Here is a 14,808-nt window from a genome sequence, read left to right on the forward strand (position 1 = left end):
TCAGTCCTGATCCACATCGATGGCGGCCGGCGCCTCGGGGGCGGACGCGCCGTTGAGTTTCATGAAACGCGGCTCTTCGCTGAGGGTTTCGCTGATGTCGTCGATCACGTCGACGTCGGGAAGCAGAGGTGCGATGTCGGGCAGGTCGGTCAGCGACGTCAGCCCGAGCCGCTCGAGGAACAGCTCGGTGGTGGCGAACGTCGCCGCCCCGGAATCGGCGTCGGTGCCTGCCTCGGTGATCAGGCCGCGGGCCAGCAGGGTGCGCATGACCGCGTCGACGTTGACGCCGCGGACCGCGCTGACCCGGGCGCGGGTGACCGGTTGCCGGTAGGCCACCACCGCCAGGGTCTCGAGTGCGGCGCGGGTCAGCCGGGACCGCGCACCGTCGAGGAGCAGTTTCTCGACGTAGGGGGCGTACTTCGAGCGCGTGTACATCCGCCATCCGCCCGCCGCCTCCCGCAGGTCGATGCCGCTGTCGCGGGCGGCCAGCGCGGCCGCGAGCTGCTGCAGCCGCTCGGCCACGCGCGTCGACGGCTGCTCGGTGACGCCGGCAAGTGTGTCCACTGTCACCGGGGTGTCGACGACCAGGAGCAGCGCTTCGAGCACCGAGTCCAGCTCGTCGTCGTCCAATTCGGCGGCCGGAACCTCGTCGCTCTCGTCGGTCGCGTCTGTTCCGGGGTCGACGTCGGTTACCGCCTCAGGCGCAGTACCGGTCGAAATGTCTTCTGTCATAGTCTTTTCTATTCCGCGTCAGCGGTCGCCAACTGTTGGCTGCTCGGCCGCTCTCCGGTCCATGAGATCTGGAGCACGCCAAGCGCCTCTGGCTGCTCGAATGTTACCGCCCGCGCCCGGTACAACTCGAGGAGCGCGAGGAACCGTCCGACGATTTCCATCGGTACCTGGCAGTCGGAGACGAGTTCGGAGAACGAGGCCCACTGGCCGATCCCCCGCTGTTCGAGCAGCGCGATCAGGTTGGCGGCCTGTTCGGGCACAGAGACCGACACCTGGTGCAGATGGTCGGTGCCGACCGTCGGAACGGGGCGGGGCGTGAACGCCGCCGCCGCGATCTCGGAGAAACGGGCGGCGTCGACGCCCAGCATCACCTCGGGCAACAGGTCGGAGTAGCGGCCCTCCAGCGACACCGCGCGCGGGTAGCTGCGCAGCGCCGCGCTCTCCAGCTCGGCGAACATCTGCGCGACGTGCTTGAACGCCCGGTACTGCAGCAGCCTCGCGAACAGCAGGTCGCGCACCTCGAGCAGAGCCAGGTCGTCCTCGTCGTGGATCTCGCCGGCGGGCAGCAGCCGGGCCGCCTTCAGGTCGAGCAGCGTCGCGGCGACCACCAGGAACGAGGTGGTCTCGTCGAGGCCCAGCTGCGGTCCGATCTCCTTGGTGTAGGCGATGAACTCGTCGGTCACCTTGTGCAGCGCCACCTCGGTGACGTCGAGCCGGTGGCCGAAAATGAGTTGCAGCAGCAGGTCGAACGGGCCCTCGAAATTGCTCAGGCGAACCTGGAAACCGGCCTGGGTCTTCGCGTCGGTGGGCTCCTGCGGGGTCCTTGTCTCGCTCACGCGCCGAACCGGTGGATGACCTCACGCGCGAGCGCTCGATATGCCTCTGCACCAGCAGATTTCGGTGCCCACGTGGTGATCGGCTCACCGGCCACACTGGTCTCCGGAAAGCGCACGGTGCGGGTGACGACGGTGTCGAACACCAGATCGCCGAACCGCTCCACCACGCGGGCCATCACCTCCCGCGAGTTCACGGTGCGGGGGTCGTAGCGGGTGATCAGGATCCCGCTGATCGACAGCTTCGGGTTGAGCCGGTCGTGCACCTTGTCGACAGTGTCGGTCAGCAGCGCCAGCCCGCGCAGCGAGAAGAACTCGCACTCGGTGGGAATGATCACGCCGTCGCTGCACGCCAGCCCGTTGACGGTCAGCAGACCCAGCGAGGGCTGGCAGTCGATCAGCACGTAGTCATAGCGGTCCAGCACCGGGTACAGCGCGCGGGCCAGGGTCTGCTCCCGGCCCACCTCGTTGACGAGCTGGATCTCAGCCGCCGACAGGTCGATGTTGCTCGGCACCAGATCCAGGCCCGACACCCGGGTCTTGATCAACACCTCATCGATCGACACCCTCGGCTCGACCAGCAGGTTGTGCACGGTGTGCTCGAGCTCGTAGTGCGGCACGCCCAGGCCGGCTGACAGCGCGCCCTGCGGGTCGAGGTCGACCAGGAGCACCCGCCGCCCGTACTCGGCGAGGCTGGCCCCCAGGTTGATCGTCGACGTGGTCTTGCCGACACCGCCCTTCTGGTTGCACATCGCGATGACCTTGGCCGGTCCGTGCGACGTGCGGGCCGCCGGTTCGGGGATCTGCCGCGGGAGGCGGCCGGTCAGACCTGGGGCCGGTTCGGGATCCGGGGCCAGCGGGGCCCCAGGTGCGTCCACGGGACCGCCCGTCGGGTCGGTCATGCCGGACCTTCGCTGGTCAGGCAACCTGCAGGCATGGCGGACATCCGGGCAAGTTTAACGGGGAGCGACGAATCGGTGAGGCAGACCCGCAGGCAACCTCGGATCTGTCGCCTAATCTGACCGCATGAACGCGCTACAGCGGTGGGCGCGGCTGGCCCGGGGCATGCCGTCGTTCGTGCGCACCGGCCAGATCGGCGACGGCCGCGAGAACGCCTGCGCGGCCTATGTCGAGGCCCACGCCCCACATGGCGACGTCGATGCGGCGCTCGCCGCGATCGACACCTTCGCCCGACGCGAGGCGATGCTGGTCAACATCGGTGACGAGAAAGGCGTATTGCTCGACGCCGCGGTGCACCGGGCCGCGCCGACTCTGGTGCTCGAATTGAGCACATACTGCGGCTACAGCGCTCTGCGCATCGCGCGCGCTGCGCCGTCGGCGCGCGTGCTGTCAGTCGAGTTCTCGGCCGCCAACGCCGAGGTCGCGCGGCGGATCTGGGCCCACGCCGGGGTGGCCGACCGCGTCATCTGCGTGGTAGGCACCCTCGGCGACGGCGGGCGCACCCTCGACGTGCTCGCCGGCGAGCACGGGGTCTCCCCCGGCAGCGTGGACCTGTTGTTCATCGACCACGACAAGAAGGCGTATCTACCGGACCTGCTCAGCGTCGAGCAGCGCGGGTGGCTGCACCGAGGCTCGATCGTGGTCGCCGACAACGTGCGCATCCCCGGCGCCCCCGGCTACCGCCGCCACATGCGCGATCATCAGGGCACCCGCTGGAACACCCTGGAACACAAGACCCACGTCGAGTACCAGACGCTGCTTCCCGACCTGGTGCTGGAGTCGGAGTACCTCGGCGCCTGACCGGCGCCGGCCGCTACCGCGCCCGGGGGTGGGCGCCGGCCCACACCTCGCGCAGCGCGTTCACGGTGACCATGGTGTAAATCTGCGTGGTGGTCACCGACGCGTGCCCGAGCAGTTCCTGCACGACGCGGACGTCGGCGCCGCCGTCGAGCAGATGGGTGGCGAAGGAGTGGCGCAGCACGTGCGGGGACACCGTCGCGGTGATGCCCGCGCGTTCGGCGGCGTCCTGCAGCACCTGCCACGCGCTCTGCCGGGACAACCGCCCGCCGCGGGCGTTGAGGAAGATCGCGGGGGTGCCGCGGCCGCGCCGCGCCAGGTCGGGCCGGGCACGCACCAGGTAGGCGTCCAGCGCGCCGACCGCGGGCCGCCCGATCGGGATCAGCCGTTGTTTCCCGCCTTTGCCGCGCAGCAGCACCGACCGGGCCTCGGTGTCGATGTCGTCGACATCGAGGCCGACCGCCTCGGAGATGCGGGCGCCGGTGGAGTACAGCAGCTCCAGCAGCGCCCGGTTGCGCAGGGTCAGGGGGCCGTCGGCGTCGCTGTCACCGCCGGCGGCCTCCAGCAGGGCCAGCACCTCGTCGATGCTCAGGCTCTTGGGCAGCCGGCGACCGGGCGTCGGCGGCTTCACCTCGCGGGCGACGTCGACCGTGGTGATGCCTTCGGCGGCGGCGAACCGGTGCAGGCCGCGGACCGCGATCACGGCGCGGGCCGCCGACACCGCCGACAGTGGCACCACCCCGTTGTCGGGATCGCCGCGGCGCAGCGACACCAGGAAGTCGGTGACGTCGGCCTCGGTCACGCCGGCCAGGTCGGTGACCCCGCGCGACGCGAGGTGCTCGGCGTAGCGCCGCAGGTCGCGACGGTAGGAGCTCAGGGTGTTCGCGGCCACCCCGCGCTCGATCGCGAGGTGGTCCAGGTAGCCCTGGAACTGATCGTCGAGCGCCGCCGGCTCCACCCCGGTGGTCATGGATGCCCCATCCGGCGGGCGAACGCCCGGGGCCGGTCCACCCACGGGGCGTCAACCGGCCGCAGCACCGAGGGGTCCGGCATCGTGTGCGCGGCGAGGATGCCGGCCACCGAGATCGAGTTGACGATGTCCCCGGAGAACACCCTGGCCACCGCGTCGGCGAGAGGAACCCGCTCCAGGGTCAGGTCGGCTTCCTCGTCGTGGGCCTGCGGCCGGTCGACGTCGCTGAGGCCGGTGGCCAGGAACACCCGCACGCTCTCGTCGCAGAACCCGGGCGCCGAATCGAGGTCAACGAGGGTGCGCCAGGTCTGCGCCGCCTGGCCGGCTTCCTCGGCGAGCTCCCGCGCCGCGGTCTCGTGCGGCGGCTCGCCGCCGAAGTCGAGCAGCCCGGCGGGCAGTTCCCAGAGCCGGCGCCCGAACGGATGCCGGTACTGCTGTATCAGCGTGATACGGCCGTCGTAGTCGAGCGCCACGACCGCGACCGCACCGAAGTGCTCGACGACCTCGCGCCGTGCGGTGCCGCCGCCGGGCATGCGCACCTCGTCGGCGCGCAACGCCAGGATCTTCCCGACGTAGATCGTCTCCGAAGAGACCGTGGTGAACTCGTGACGCCCGCGCTCACCCTCAGCCACGAGCCGGGGTGTCCTCGAGAGCGTGCTCGGCGCCGTTGGGCCGCAGTTCGTGCTCGGGAATCTCCGGCATCTCCACCGGCAGGCGCTCGGCGTTCTTGTAGTCCAGCGACGCGCCCACGAACGCGTCGAACAGCGGATGCGGACGGGTGGGACGGCTCTTGAGCTCCGGGTGGGCCTGGGTGCCGACGAGGAACGGGTGCACCTCGGGCGGGTACTCGACGAACTCGACGAGATGGCCGTCCGGTGAGGTGCCCGAGAAGCGGAGCCCGCTCTCGGCGATCCGGTCCCGGTAGGCGTTGTTCACCTCGTACCGGTGCCGGTGCCGCTCCGACACCTCGGTCGCTCCATAAGCTTGCGCGACAATCGAATCCGGCTCCAGAACGGCGGGGTAGGCGCCCAGCCGCATGGTGCCGCCGAGGTCGGCGTCCCCGGCGACCGCGTCGCGCTGATCGGCCATCGTCGAGATCACCGGATCGGGTGTGGCCGGGTCGAACTCCGCGGAGTTCGCCTCGGTCAGCCCGACCGAGCGGGCCGCTTCGATGACGATGCACTGCAGACCCAGGCACAGGCCCAGCACCGGCAGGCCGCGCTTGCGCGCATACCGGATGGCCCCGATCTTGCCTTCGATGCCGCGGATGCCGAACCCGCCAGGAATCAGCACACCGTCGACATCGGCCAGTGCCACCGCGGCCGCGGCGTCGGTCTCGCAGTCGTCGGAGGCGATCCACTGCATCTCGACCTTCGCGTGGTGGGCGAACCCACCGGCGCGGATCGCCTCGGCGACCGACAGGTAGGCGTCGGACAGATCGATGTATTTGCCCACCAACGCGATTCGCACGGTCTCGCGGGGCTCGTGCACGCGACGCAGCAGATCGTTCCACTGGGTCCAGTCCACGTCGCGGAACGGCAGGTTCAGCCGCCGCACCACGTACGCGTCGAGTTCCTCGCGGTGCAGGACCTTCGGGATGTCGTAGATCGACGGGGCGTCCGGGGTGGAGATGACGCCGTCGATGTCGACGTCGCACATCAACGCGATCTTGTTCTTGAGCGGCTCGGGCACGTCGCGGTCACAGCGCAGGATCAGCGCGTCCGGCGTGATGCCGATGCTGCGCAGTGCGGCCACCGAGTGCTGCGTCGGTTTGGTCTTGAGCTCACCGGACGGCGCCATGAACGGAACCAGCGAGCAGTGCAGGAAGAAGCAGTTCTCCCGGCCGACCTCGTGGCGGACCTGGCGGGCCGCCTCGAGGAACGGCAGCGACTCGATGTCGCCGACGGTGCCGCCGATCTCGGTGATGATCACATCCGGCCGGTTGCCCTCGTTGTCGGTGGCGTCCATGGCCAGGATGCGGCGTTTGATCTCGTCGGTGATGTGCGGGATCACCTGGACGGTGTCGCCGAGGTACTCGCCGCGGCGTTCCTTGGCGATGACCGTCGAATAGACCTGTCCGGTGGTCACATTGGCCGACCCGGACAGATCACGGTCCAGGAAGCGCTCGTAGTGGCCGACGTCGAGGTCGGTCTCCGCGCCGTCCTCGGTGACGAACACCTCACCGTGCTGGAACGGGTTCATCGTCCCCGGGTCGACGTTCAGATAAGGGTCGAGCTTCTGCATGGTCACCTGCAGCCCCCGCGCGGTCAGCAACTGGCCCAGGCTGGACGCCGTGAGACCTTTGCCGAGGGAGGACACCACGCCACCGGTCACGAAGAGGTGCTTGGTGGCCGTTTGCGGGTGCTTGCGTAACGCTGGCAAGAACTACCTCCGTGATGACCGGGCAGGGCTTGTTTCGCTGGGTTCGCACCCGGTTTGGGGCCTGCCGACCCACGGAACCCCACCCTAACACCGACCGGGACGCGTTGTTGTTGACGCGCCGGGCTACTGCGCGACGGTGACCGACGTCGCTCCCGGCCCGATCCCGAACTGGTCCGGGCGACCGCCGTTGATCAACACGCCCAGCGCGAGCACCGAGGTGATCCGGCCGGATTCGCTGTCGATGTCGTCGACGGTGCTGACGGCGTTCTTCATCGCCGCATCGGCCCTGGTCACTGCGACCGCGGAGGTACCGGTGGCCGACCCGTCACGGCCGACGAGCACGGTTCCCGAACCGTGGGGCGCGAGTCCCGCGGCGAACCGTGCGACGGTCGCGCCCTGATTACCGGCGTCCTCGCCGAGAGCGCCGCCGGTGACCACGAGCGCGGTGTCGGCGGCGCCGATGCGTTCGGTGCCGTAGGTCACGAAGCCGGTGTCGCGCAGCGCGGCCAGCACGGTGGCGCGCTGATCGTCGTTCACGGGCGGCTTCTTCGGATCGCGGTCGATCAGCAGCGAGATACCGAGCAGATCACCGGCTTGGGATCCCTGGTCGACGGTGGTCGTGCTCAGCTGGGCTCCGGCCGGGACGATCGGCGAGTTGACCACCGACAGCAGCTTCTCCGCCGAGTTCGCGTCGACGAACTGCTGCGTCAGGCCGACGGTGCCGGCGAGCGTGCCGCCGGCCTGAGAGATCAGCCGGGTCAGCCCGTCGATGTCGTTGTCGGCGGCGTCGGGGGTGCGGAAGATCACCACCGATTTCCGGGCCAGGGTGTCACGCAGGATCCGCGGCGCCACCTGGGCGTCGAAATCGCCTGCAGCCTTGAGCTTCTCGTTGAGGGCGTTGCGGTCACCGGTCAACGTGTCGATCTGCTGCTGCATCTCCTGCTTGTCGTCGCGCAGGCCGGACAGCACCGTGTTGGACAGCAGCCCCGACCCCAGGGCCACGCCGATGGCCAGCGCCAGGAAGACGGCGGCCAACGAAATGGCGTGCGAACGCAGCGAGATCACCGTTGCTCCCCTACGACACCAGACCCTGGACCCAGAGCAGGAACTGATTCCAGTACTGGGACACCCACTCGATCACTGCGGCGTCGGCGCGAGACACCCACAGCGCCGCGATCACCGCGATCAGCATGGCCAACACCAGCAGCGCGACGGCGCCGCCGGAGACGCGGCTGCGGTACAGGGTGGCGACGGCCTTGGCGTCGACGAGCTTCTCGCCCACCTTCATCCGGGTCAGGAACGTCGACGGGTTGCTCTGCTGGCGGGTGCGGTCGAAGAACTCCTCGATGCTCGCCGTGTGGCCCACCGTGACGATCAAGGACGCGCCGTGGTGGTCACACAGGAGCAGGGCCAGGTCGGCGGCCGATCCCGCGGCGGGAAACGTCATCGCGCCCACGCCGAGGTCCTGGATCCGCTCAAGACCGGCGGCATGGCCGTCGGCGTCGGCGGGCAGTACCACCTGGGCGCCGCAGCGCAGCACCTCGGTGCTGATCTTGTCGGGGTCGCCGACGATCAGTGCCGGCCGGTAGCCGGCCTTGCGCAGGATGTCGGCGCCGGAACCGACCCCGACCAGCACCGGCTGATACTCCTTGATGAACGGTTTGAGCGCCTTGAGGTCGGCGGCCGCGTTCTCCTCCTCGGCGACGATCACCACATGCCTGCGGTTGAGGTCCACGTCGATGTCGGGTATGCCGATCCCGTCGATCAGCAGCGGGCTCTCGCTGCGGATGAACTCGATGGTGTTGCCCGCGAACGCCTCGAGGTGGGCCACCAGCCCGCCCTTGGCCTCCTGCATCAGTTCGTGGATGTCGGCGTCGGTGCGCTCGGTGCCCAGGACCAGCCGGCGGTCGCCGGAATACACACCGCCCTCGTTGAGCCGGATGCGGGCGCCGTCCTTGACCTTCTTGAACACCTCAGGGCCGGTGCTGTCGATCAGCGTGATGCCGTTGGCGACCAGGACCTCGGGCCCGAGGTTGGGATAGCGGCCCGAGATCGACGCGGACGCGTTGACCACTGCGGTGACGCCGGCATCGACCAGTGCGTCGGCGGTGACGCGGTCCAGGTCGAGGGCGTCGATGACGACGATGTCGCCGGGGGTCACCCGTCTGAGGAGTCGATCGATGTCGCGGTCCACGCGGGCAGTGCCGGTGATACCTGGCCGTGGGCTGGCATTACGGGACAGCAGCGCTGACATCTTCATGGGTGGATTCTGTGCGGCGACGACCGGAATCCGTTGGAGGCGCGCCGTAACACCAGCCTCACAAGTTGTCTTCTGTCACACGAGTAACAGGGCGCCGAACCTGTCAGCCGGTGGCGGCGCGCTCGCCCCGGGCGGCATCCAGCAGCTCGCGCGCGTGCGCGCGGCCGCTGTCGGACTCCCCCAGCCCGGCCAGCATCCTGGCCAGTTCGGCCACACGGTCGTCCTCGTCGAGGCGCCGCACTCCGCTGGATTTCGCCTTGGGCTTGCCGGCGGCGCCCCCGGCGACCCCTTCGACGACGAGGTGCACGTCGGCGTAGGCGGCGACCTGCGGCAGGTGTGTGACGACGATGACCTGGTGGGTGCGCGCCAGCCGGGCCAGCCGTCGCCCGATCTGCACGGCGGCTCGTCCGCCCACGCCGGCGTCGACCTCGTCGAAAACCATGGTGGTGCCCTCGCTCGACGCGGACAGCACGACTTCCAGGGCCAACATCACCCGGGACAGCTCACCGCCCGAGGCACTCTTGTTCAGCGGGAGCAGGTCGGAGCCGCCGTGCGCGGCGAACCCGAACTCGACGGCGTCGACTCCGTCGCGGCCGGCGTGCACGGTGACCCCCGACGGCAGGGGCAGCGGGGCGGTGTCGTCGGCGCGTGCCGGCAGCGGGCTCACCGAGATCACGAACTGGGCGCCGGCCATCGCCAGGCCGGCCAGTTCGGTGGTGACCGCCTTGGACAAGCCCTTGGCGGCCTTGGCCCTGACCTTGGTCAGGTCCTGCGCCGTGGCGATCACCTTGGCCTGCAGCTCGTCGACCCGACGTTCCAGCCCGGCCAGTGCTTCCTCGGACACGTCGAGCTGGGCGAGCCGGTCGCGGGCCTCGCGGGCCCAATCGAGCACACCGTCGACGTCGGCGGCGTACTTGCGCGTCAACGTGCGCAGCTCCGCCTGGCGCGCCAACTTGGTTTCCAGAGTGCTTGTGTCCGTTGGCAATTCGTCCAGATAATGCCCGAGCTCGCCGGATACGTCGACCAGCACCGTCAGCGCGGTGCCGAGCTGCTCGGCCAGCGTCTTGAGCGGGACGTCATCGGTGCCTTCCAGCGCCGAGCGCGCCTGCCCCACCGCGTGGGCGGCGGAGAAGCCGTCGTCACCCTCCCCGGACAGCGCCGCCCTGGCGGTCTGCACGGCATCGCGCAACGCGTCGAGCTCGGAAAGCCGGCGGATGTCGGCGACCAGGCCCTCGTCCTCCCCGGGCTGCGGGTCGATGACCTCGATCTCGTTCAGCGCGAACTGCAGGCGGTCGGCTTCCTGCGCCATCTCGCGGGCCCGCCGCCGGCGGTCGTCGAGGTCGCGCCGGGCTTCCAGCCAGACGTCGCGGGCCGTGCGGTAGCGCTGCAGCGAAGCGCTCACCTCGGCGTACCGGTCGAGGGCGGCGCGTTGCTCGTCCGGCCGCATCAACCGCAGCTGGTCGTTCTGTCCGTGCAGGGTGAGCAGTTCGTTGGTGAAGCCGCTCAAGGATCGAGCCGGGACACTGCGGCCCCCCAGATAGGCCCGCGACGGTCCGTCCCGGCTCACGGAGCGGGCGGCGATGATGCTCCCGTCGTCGTCGCGTTCGGCGCCGCAGGAGTCCAGGATCTCGTCGACCTGCCCGGCGACCTCCGCGCCCAGCTCGACCGTCGTGAACCGGCCCTCGACGACGGCGCGCTCGGCGCCCGAACGCACCTTGGTCGCGTCGGCGCGGGCACCCCCGAGCAGGTGCAGGCCGGTGACCACCATGGTCTTGCCGGCACCGGTCTCGCCGGTCAGCACGGTCAGTCCGCCGTCGAACTCCGCGGTGGCGGCGTTGATCGCACCGAGTGCCTCGATTCGGATTTCTGCTAGCACTACTGTCCGCGCCACCCCGTGACCGGAAGCCGGAACTTGCGTACCAGCCGATCGGTGAACGGCGCGCTGTCCAGCCGCACCCACTTCAGCGGTGTGGCGCACCGGGTCACCTCCAGGCGGCCACCGGCAGGCACGACCATGTCCCGCCGGCCGTCGCAGAACACCAGCGCGTCGTGACCGCTGGCTTCGATCTCGATCGCGATCAACGCATCGGGGCTGGTCACCATCGGGCGGGCGAACAGCGCATGCGCATTGTTCGGCACCACCAGGATCGCCTCCAGGTCCGGCCACAGCACCGGGCCGCCCGCCGAGAACGCGTACGCCGTGGACCCGGTCGGGGTCGACACCAGCACCCCGTCGCAACCGAACGACGACACCGGGCGTCCGTCCACCTCCAGGAGCGCACCGAGCACGCCCAGCCGCGTCCCCTTCTCCAGGCTTGCCTCGTTGAGTGCCCACCCGCGGTCGATCAGCCGGCCTTCGGCGCGCACGGCGACGTCAAGGGTCATCCGGTGCTCGACCCGGTAGTCGCGCCGGATGATGTGGTCGAGCACCTTGTCGATGGCCTCGGCCTCGGCTTCTGCCAGGAAGCCGATCTTGCCGAGGTTCACCCCGAGCACCGGGATCTCGACGTTGCGGGCCAGTTCGGCGGCGCGCAGGAAGGTGCCGTCGCCGCCGAGCACCAGCACCAGCTCGCATCCTTCGGCGGCCCTCTCGTCCGCGTCGACGACCTCGATCTCCACGCCGAGCGCCCGCATGTCGTCGGGAGCCAGGTGGATGGGTCCGCGATCGACCGCTTCGGCGGACAATGCACGCAAGGCGATGCCGTTGTCGGACAACACTTTTTCGACCCGCCGGGCCACCTCGGTCACTTCCTCACGACCGGTGTGCAAGACCAGCAGGATGGTGCGTTCGCTCATTGCGGCCCCTCCTCGACCGCGCGACGTACCGCGGCCTCCAGCTCGTCGCCCTGCAGGGAGTGCTCACCGCGGGTGCGCAGGTCCAGGAAGTACTCGACGTTACCCGCCGGGCCGGGCAGTGGACTGGCGGTGACGGCCACGGCATGCCAGTTCAGTTCCGCGGCACGCCGGGCCACCGAGAGCACCGCGTCGGCGCGGAGCAACGGATCGGACACCACGCCGCCGCCACCGACCCGTTCCTTGCCGACCTCGAATTGAGGTTTCACCATAGGAACGATATCGGCGTCCGGTGACGCGCAGGTCGTCAGTGCGGGCAGCACCGTCGCCAGCGAGATGAACGACAGGTCTGCGACGACCAGATCGACGGATCCGCCGATCGCCTCCGGGGTGAGTTCGCGGACGTTGGTGCGCTCCATCACCGTCACCCTCGGGTCGGTGCGCAGCGACCAGGCCAGTTGGCCGTAGCCGACGTCGACGGCGATCACCTCGCGGGCCTGGCGGTGCAGCAGCACCTCGGTGAAGCCGCCGGTCGAGGCCCCGGCGTCCAGGCAGCGGCGGTTCTCGACGGACAATCCGAACGCGTCGAGCGCGCCGATGAGTTTGTGGGCGCCCCGCGACACCCAGGAGTCGGCGTCGCCGCCCTCGACGGTCAGATGCGCGGTCACCGACACCGCGGTGGCGGGCTTGGCCGCGGGCATACCGTCCACCCGGACCCGGCCGGCGCCGATCAGCTCGGCCGCCTGCTGGCGCGAGCGGGCCAGCCCTCGTCGAACCAGTTCGGCGTCAACACGTGCGCGACGCGCCACGCGGGTCAGCCCTTCTCGACGGATTCCAGCGCGCGCACCAGCAGATCGTGCGCCTGCTCGAGGCGCGCCGCGACGGAGTCCAGGTCAGCCGCCGACACATCGATCGGCTCACCCAGCAGTTCGGTCACCTGGGTGCGGATCTGGTCGGGATCGTTGGTCATAGCGGAGTTCACGCTAGTCGATGCGAGCGGACAGCAGCGTCCACCGCTGCACGGCCTGTCGGGACGCGTCGTCGGCCGCGCGGACCGGACGGCGTTCGATTCCCGCCTCCCACACCGCCGCGGCGAGGGCACGCACCGCGGACAGCAGGTCGCCCGGGTCTGACCCGGTGGCGCTCAGCGTGACCGCCGTGGCGTCGACGTCGACCCGCCAGCCCGGATGCGGCGCGACGCGCAACGTGTCGGCCTGACCGACGGCCAGCGCCCGGAGGTCTTCGGCCAGGTAGGTCGGACGCTGCTCGCTACTCGCCCAGATGGCGTCGTCGGCAGAGTTGACCCCGCACAACACCATCAGGCTGGGCAGCTGCGCTGCGTTGGCGCCGGCGATGTCGGTGTCGAGCCGATCCCCGACCACCAGCGGGCGCTCGAACTCGCCGCGGGCCAGCGCATCCTGCATCAACGCGGGCGCCGGTTTCCCGGCCACCTGCGGATCCCGGTCGGTGGCGGTGCGCAGCGCGGCCACCATCGAACCGTTCCCGGGCAGCAGACCGCGTTCCGAGGGCAGCGTCTTGTCGACGTTGGCGGCGATCCACAGCGCTCCGGCCCGGATCGCGAGCGCCGCCTCGGCCAGGGCCGGCCACGCGGTGTCCGGCGAATGGCCCTGCACCACCGCGACCGGGCCGTCCGCGAAGGCGCGGACCGGGGTCAGCCCCGCGCCGGCGACCTCCCCGGCCAACGCGTCGGTCCCGACCACGAGGACCTTGGCGGCGGGCGGGAGTTGGTCGGCCAGCAACCGCGCCGCGCTCTGGGCGCTGGTGACGACGTCGTCGGCGGCGGCCGCGAAACCCAGCTCACGCAGGTGCGCGGCGACCTGTTCGGCGTCGCGGGAGGCGTTGTTCGTCACGAACAGCACGCGAGGGTCGATCGCAGCCAGCGTGTCGACCGCCCCCGGGGTGGGTGCGTGGCCGCGGAACACCGTGCCGTCGAGGTCGAGCAGCAGACAATCATGCTGCTGCACAAGGGCGCTCACGTCAGGACAGCTCCGTGACACGTTCTTCGGCGTCGGTGACACCGTCGACGTCGGCGGCTGCGGCATGCAGGAACCACTGCAGCGCCTCGTCGTTGCGGCCGAGCTCCAGCAGGGTGTCGGCGTAGGCGTAGAACAGACGCGCAGCTGTCTGGCCGCTGCGGTCCGGATCGAGGGTCGGGGTCGACAGCACGGCGAGCGCCTGTTCGTGTTGGCCCAGATCTGATCGCGCACCCGCCACGACAATGCGCAGCTCGTCGGCGTCGTCTCCGGTCAGCGCCGCGGCCTCCGGTGATCGGGCGAGTTCGATGGCGCGTTCAGGACGTCCGACACCACGCTCGCAATCCGCGATCAACGCCAACAGCGGTGAGCGACTTCCCATTCGGCGCGCCGCCCGCAGTTCGGCGAGTGCCTGGGCCCAGTCGCCGCACTGATAGGCCGCGATACCGACGGCCTCGCGTACCGCCGCGATCCTTCCCGACCGAGCACGCGCGGCGCGGGCATGCGCCAACGCCGCTTCGGGGTCCTCCTCGAGCAGCTCGCCGGCGGCGACCAGGTGCCGGGCCACCACGTCGGCGGTGCTGCGGTCGAGGGTGGTCAGTTCTCCGCGGATCTCGGGGGCGAGCTGTCGCGCTTCGATCTCCTTGGGGATCGGCGGACCGCTGGCACGATCGTCGCTCTCGGGGCGGGGCTGGGCGGCGCGCGCCCGGTTCGGACCCGAGGTGCGCGGCGCCCCCGAGCGCTGATCGCGCCGCGGACGCTGCCGGTTGTCGTTCGAGCTGCGGCTGGGTCTACGATCGCCGCGGCCGCCCTGATTGTCTTGGGGCACGTCGAAAAGGATACGGGCCGGCTCTGCAGCCACATAATCTGCGTTTCAGAAATGACTGCGATAAAAGAATGGAAATGGCGGTGTCCGGAAATGGAAATCGCCCCCCACGCAATTGTGGGGGGCGATTCCTAATTTGTGTTCGGCGGTGTCCTACTTTTCCACCCGTGTGGGTAGTATCATCGGCGCTGGCAGGCTTAGCTTCCGGGTTCGGGATGGGACCGGGCGTTTCCCTGCCGCTATGGACCGCCGTAACTGTA

The 14,808-nt window shown here is 70.0% G+C and carries 15 protein-coding genes and 1 rRNA gene; 1 reads left to right on the forward strand and 15 read right to left on the reverse strand.

Annotation, left to right across the window (positions count from 1 at the left end; all coding sequences use genetic code 11):
- Genes scpB through ACXMYJ_RS24595 form a run of 3 tightly spaced genes read right to left on the reverse strand, consistent with a single transcriptional unit; the run spans position 1 to position 2,467 of the window.
- Positions 1–732, reverse strand: coding sequence for an SMC-Scp complex subunit ScpB (gene scpB / locus ACXMYJ_RS24585; protein ID WP_460359089.1), 732 nt, complete (start codon positions 730–732; stop codon positions 1–3).
- A gap of 8 nt (positions 733–740) precedes the next feature.
- The gene (locus tag ACXMYJ_RS24590) at positions 741–1,568 is read right to left on the reverse strand and encodes a segregation/condensation protein A (protein WP_460359090.1); all 828 of its coding nucleotides are present in this window, start codon (positions 1,566–1,568) and stop codon (positions 741–743) included.
- Complete coding sequence (locus ACXMYJ_RS24595; protein ID WP_260752449.1) at positions 1,565–2,467, reverse strand: ParA family protein; 903 nt, start codon at positions 2,465–2,467, stop codon at positions 1,565–1,567. Before ACXMYJ_RS24595 ends, ACXMYJ_RS24590 begins: the two co-directional genes overlap by 4 nt.
- A gap of 124 nt (positions 2,468–2,591) precedes the next feature.
- Here ACXMYJ_RS24595 and ACXMYJ_RS24600 point away from each other — a divergent pair, with 124 nt between their 5' ends.
- On the forward strand, positions 2,592–3,326 hold the full coding sequence (locus ACXMYJ_RS24600; protein ID WP_460359091.1) for an O-methyltransferase: 735 nt from the start codon (positions 2,592–2,594) through the stop codon (positions 3,324–3,326).
- Between the two features lie 13 nt (positions 3,327–3,339).
- On the opposite strand, the gene xerD is transcribed toward ACXMYJ_RS24600, so the two are convergent.
- From xerD to rrf, 12 genes are all read right to left on the reverse strand, one after another.
- The gene (gene xerD / locus ACXMYJ_RS24605) at positions 3,340–4,293 is read right to left on the reverse strand and encodes a site-specific tyrosine recombinase XerD (protein WP_460359092.1); all 954 of its coding nucleotides are present in this window, start codon (positions 4,291–4,293) and stop codon (positions 3,340–3,342) included.
- On the reverse strand, positions 4,290–4,925 hold the full coding sequence (locus ACXMYJ_RS24610) for an NUDIX domain-containing protein (protein ID WP_460359093.1): 636 nt from the start codon (positions 4,923–4,925) through the stop codon (positions 4,290–4,292). The genes xerD and ACXMYJ_RS24610 overlap by 4 nt, the downstream gene beginning before the upstream one ends.
- On the reverse strand, positions 4,918–6,675 hold the full coding sequence (locus ACXMYJ_RS24615) for a CTP synthase (RefSeq protein WP_260752446.1): 1,758 nt from the start codon (positions 6,673–6,675) through the stop codon (positions 4,918–4,920). Before ACXMYJ_RS24615 ends, ACXMYJ_RS24610 begins: the two co-directional genes overlap by 8 nt.
- 123 nt (positions 6,676–6,798) lie before the next feature.
- On the reverse strand, positions 6,799–7,740 hold the full coding sequence (locus tag ACXMYJ_RS24620; RefSeq protein ID WP_460359094.1) for a copper transporter: 942 nt from the start codon (positions 7,738–7,740) through the stop codon (positions 6,799–6,801).
- A gap of 10 nt (positions 7,741–7,750) precedes the next feature.
- A complete protein-coding gene (gene steA / locus ACXMYJ_RS24625) occupies positions 7,751–8,935 on the reverse strand; it encodes a putative cytokinetic ring protein SteA (RefSeq protein WP_460359095.1) in 1,185 nt (394 codons plus the stop codon).
- Between the two features lie 103 nt (positions 8,936–9,038).
- Positions 9,039–10,811 carry a DNA repair protein RecN gene (gene recN / locus ACXMYJ_RS24630; RefSeq protein ID WP_443188684.1) on the reverse strand — a complete coding sequence of 591 codons (1,773 nt, stop codon included), beginning with the start codon at positions 10,809–10,811 and terminating at the stop codon, positions 9,039–9,041.
- Positions 10,811–11,731, reverse strand: a complete 921-nt coding sequence (locus tag ACXMYJ_RS24635; protein ID WP_260752436.1) for an NAD kinase — start codon at positions 11,729–11,731, stop codon at positions 10,811–10,813. The genes recN and ACXMYJ_RS24635 overlap by 1 nt, the downstream gene beginning before the upstream one ends.
- Complete coding sequence (locus ACXMYJ_RS24640) at positions 11,728–12,537, reverse strand: TlyA family RNA methyltransferase (RefSeq protein ID WP_260752434.1); 810 nt, start codon at positions 12,535–12,537, stop codon at positions 11,728–11,730. The genes ACXMYJ_RS24635 and ACXMYJ_RS24640 overlap by 4 nt, the downstream gene beginning before the upstream one ends.
- A gap of 5 nt (positions 12,538–12,542) precedes the next feature.
- Positions 12,543–12,698 carry a hypothetical protein gene (locus tag ACXMYJ_RS24645; RefSeq protein WP_443188685.1) on the reverse strand — a complete coding sequence of 52 codons (156 nt, stop codon included), beginning with the start codon at positions 12,696–12,698 and terminating at the stop codon, positions 12,543–12,545.
- 13 nt (positions 12,699–12,711) lie between these two features.
- Positions 12,712–13,725, reverse strand: coding sequence for an HAD-IIA family hydrolase (locus ACXMYJ_RS24650; RefSeq protein ID WP_460359096.1), 1,014 nt, complete (start codon positions 13,723–13,725; stop codon positions 12,712–12,714).
- A gap of 1 nt (position 13,726) precedes the next feature.
- Positions 13,727–14,551 carry a tetratricopeptide repeat protein gene (locus ACXMYJ_RS24655; protein ID WP_260752428.1) on the reverse strand — a complete coding sequence of 275 codons (825 nt, stop codon included), beginning with the start codon at positions 14,549–14,551 and terminating at the stop codon, positions 13,727–13,729.
- A 137-nt stretch (positions 14,552–14,688) separates the two neighbouring features.
- Positions 14,689–14,802 (reverse strand): 5S ribosomal RNA (gene rrf, locus ACXMYJ_RS24660).
- Between the last annotated feature and the right edge of the window lie 6 nt (positions 14,803–14,808).

The organism is Mycobacterium sp. ZZG, from assembly GCF_054786995.1.

Coding starts and splice junctions, on each gene's coding strand:
- scpB (WP_460359089.1), bottom strand. CDS start 732: ATGACAGAAGACATTTCGACCGGTACTGCGCCTGAGGCGGTAACCGAC.
- ACXMYJ_RS24595 (WP_260752449.1), bottom strand. CDS start 2,467: ATGACCGACCCGACGGGCGGTCCCGTGGACGCACCTGGGGCCCCGCTG.
- ACXMYJ_RS24600 (WP_460359091.1), top strand. CDS start 2,592: ATGAACGCGCTACAGCGGTGGGCGCGGCTGGCCCGGGGCATGCCGTCG.
- xerD (WP_460359092.1), bottom strand. CDS start 4,293: ATGACCACCGGGGTGGAGCCGGCGGCGCTCGACGATCAGTTCCAGGGC.
- steA (WP_460359095.1), bottom strand. CDS start 8,935: ATGAAGATGTCAGCGCTGCTGTCCCGTAATGCCAGCCCACGGCCAGGT.
- ACXMYJ_RS24635 (WP_260752436.1), bottom strand. CDS start 11,731: ATGAGCGAACGCACCATCCTGCTGGTCTTGCACACCGGTCGTGAGGAA.
- ACXMYJ_RS24645 (WP_443188685.1), bottom strand. CDS start 12,698: ATGACCAACGATCCCGACCAGATCCGCACCCAGGTGACCGAACTGCTG.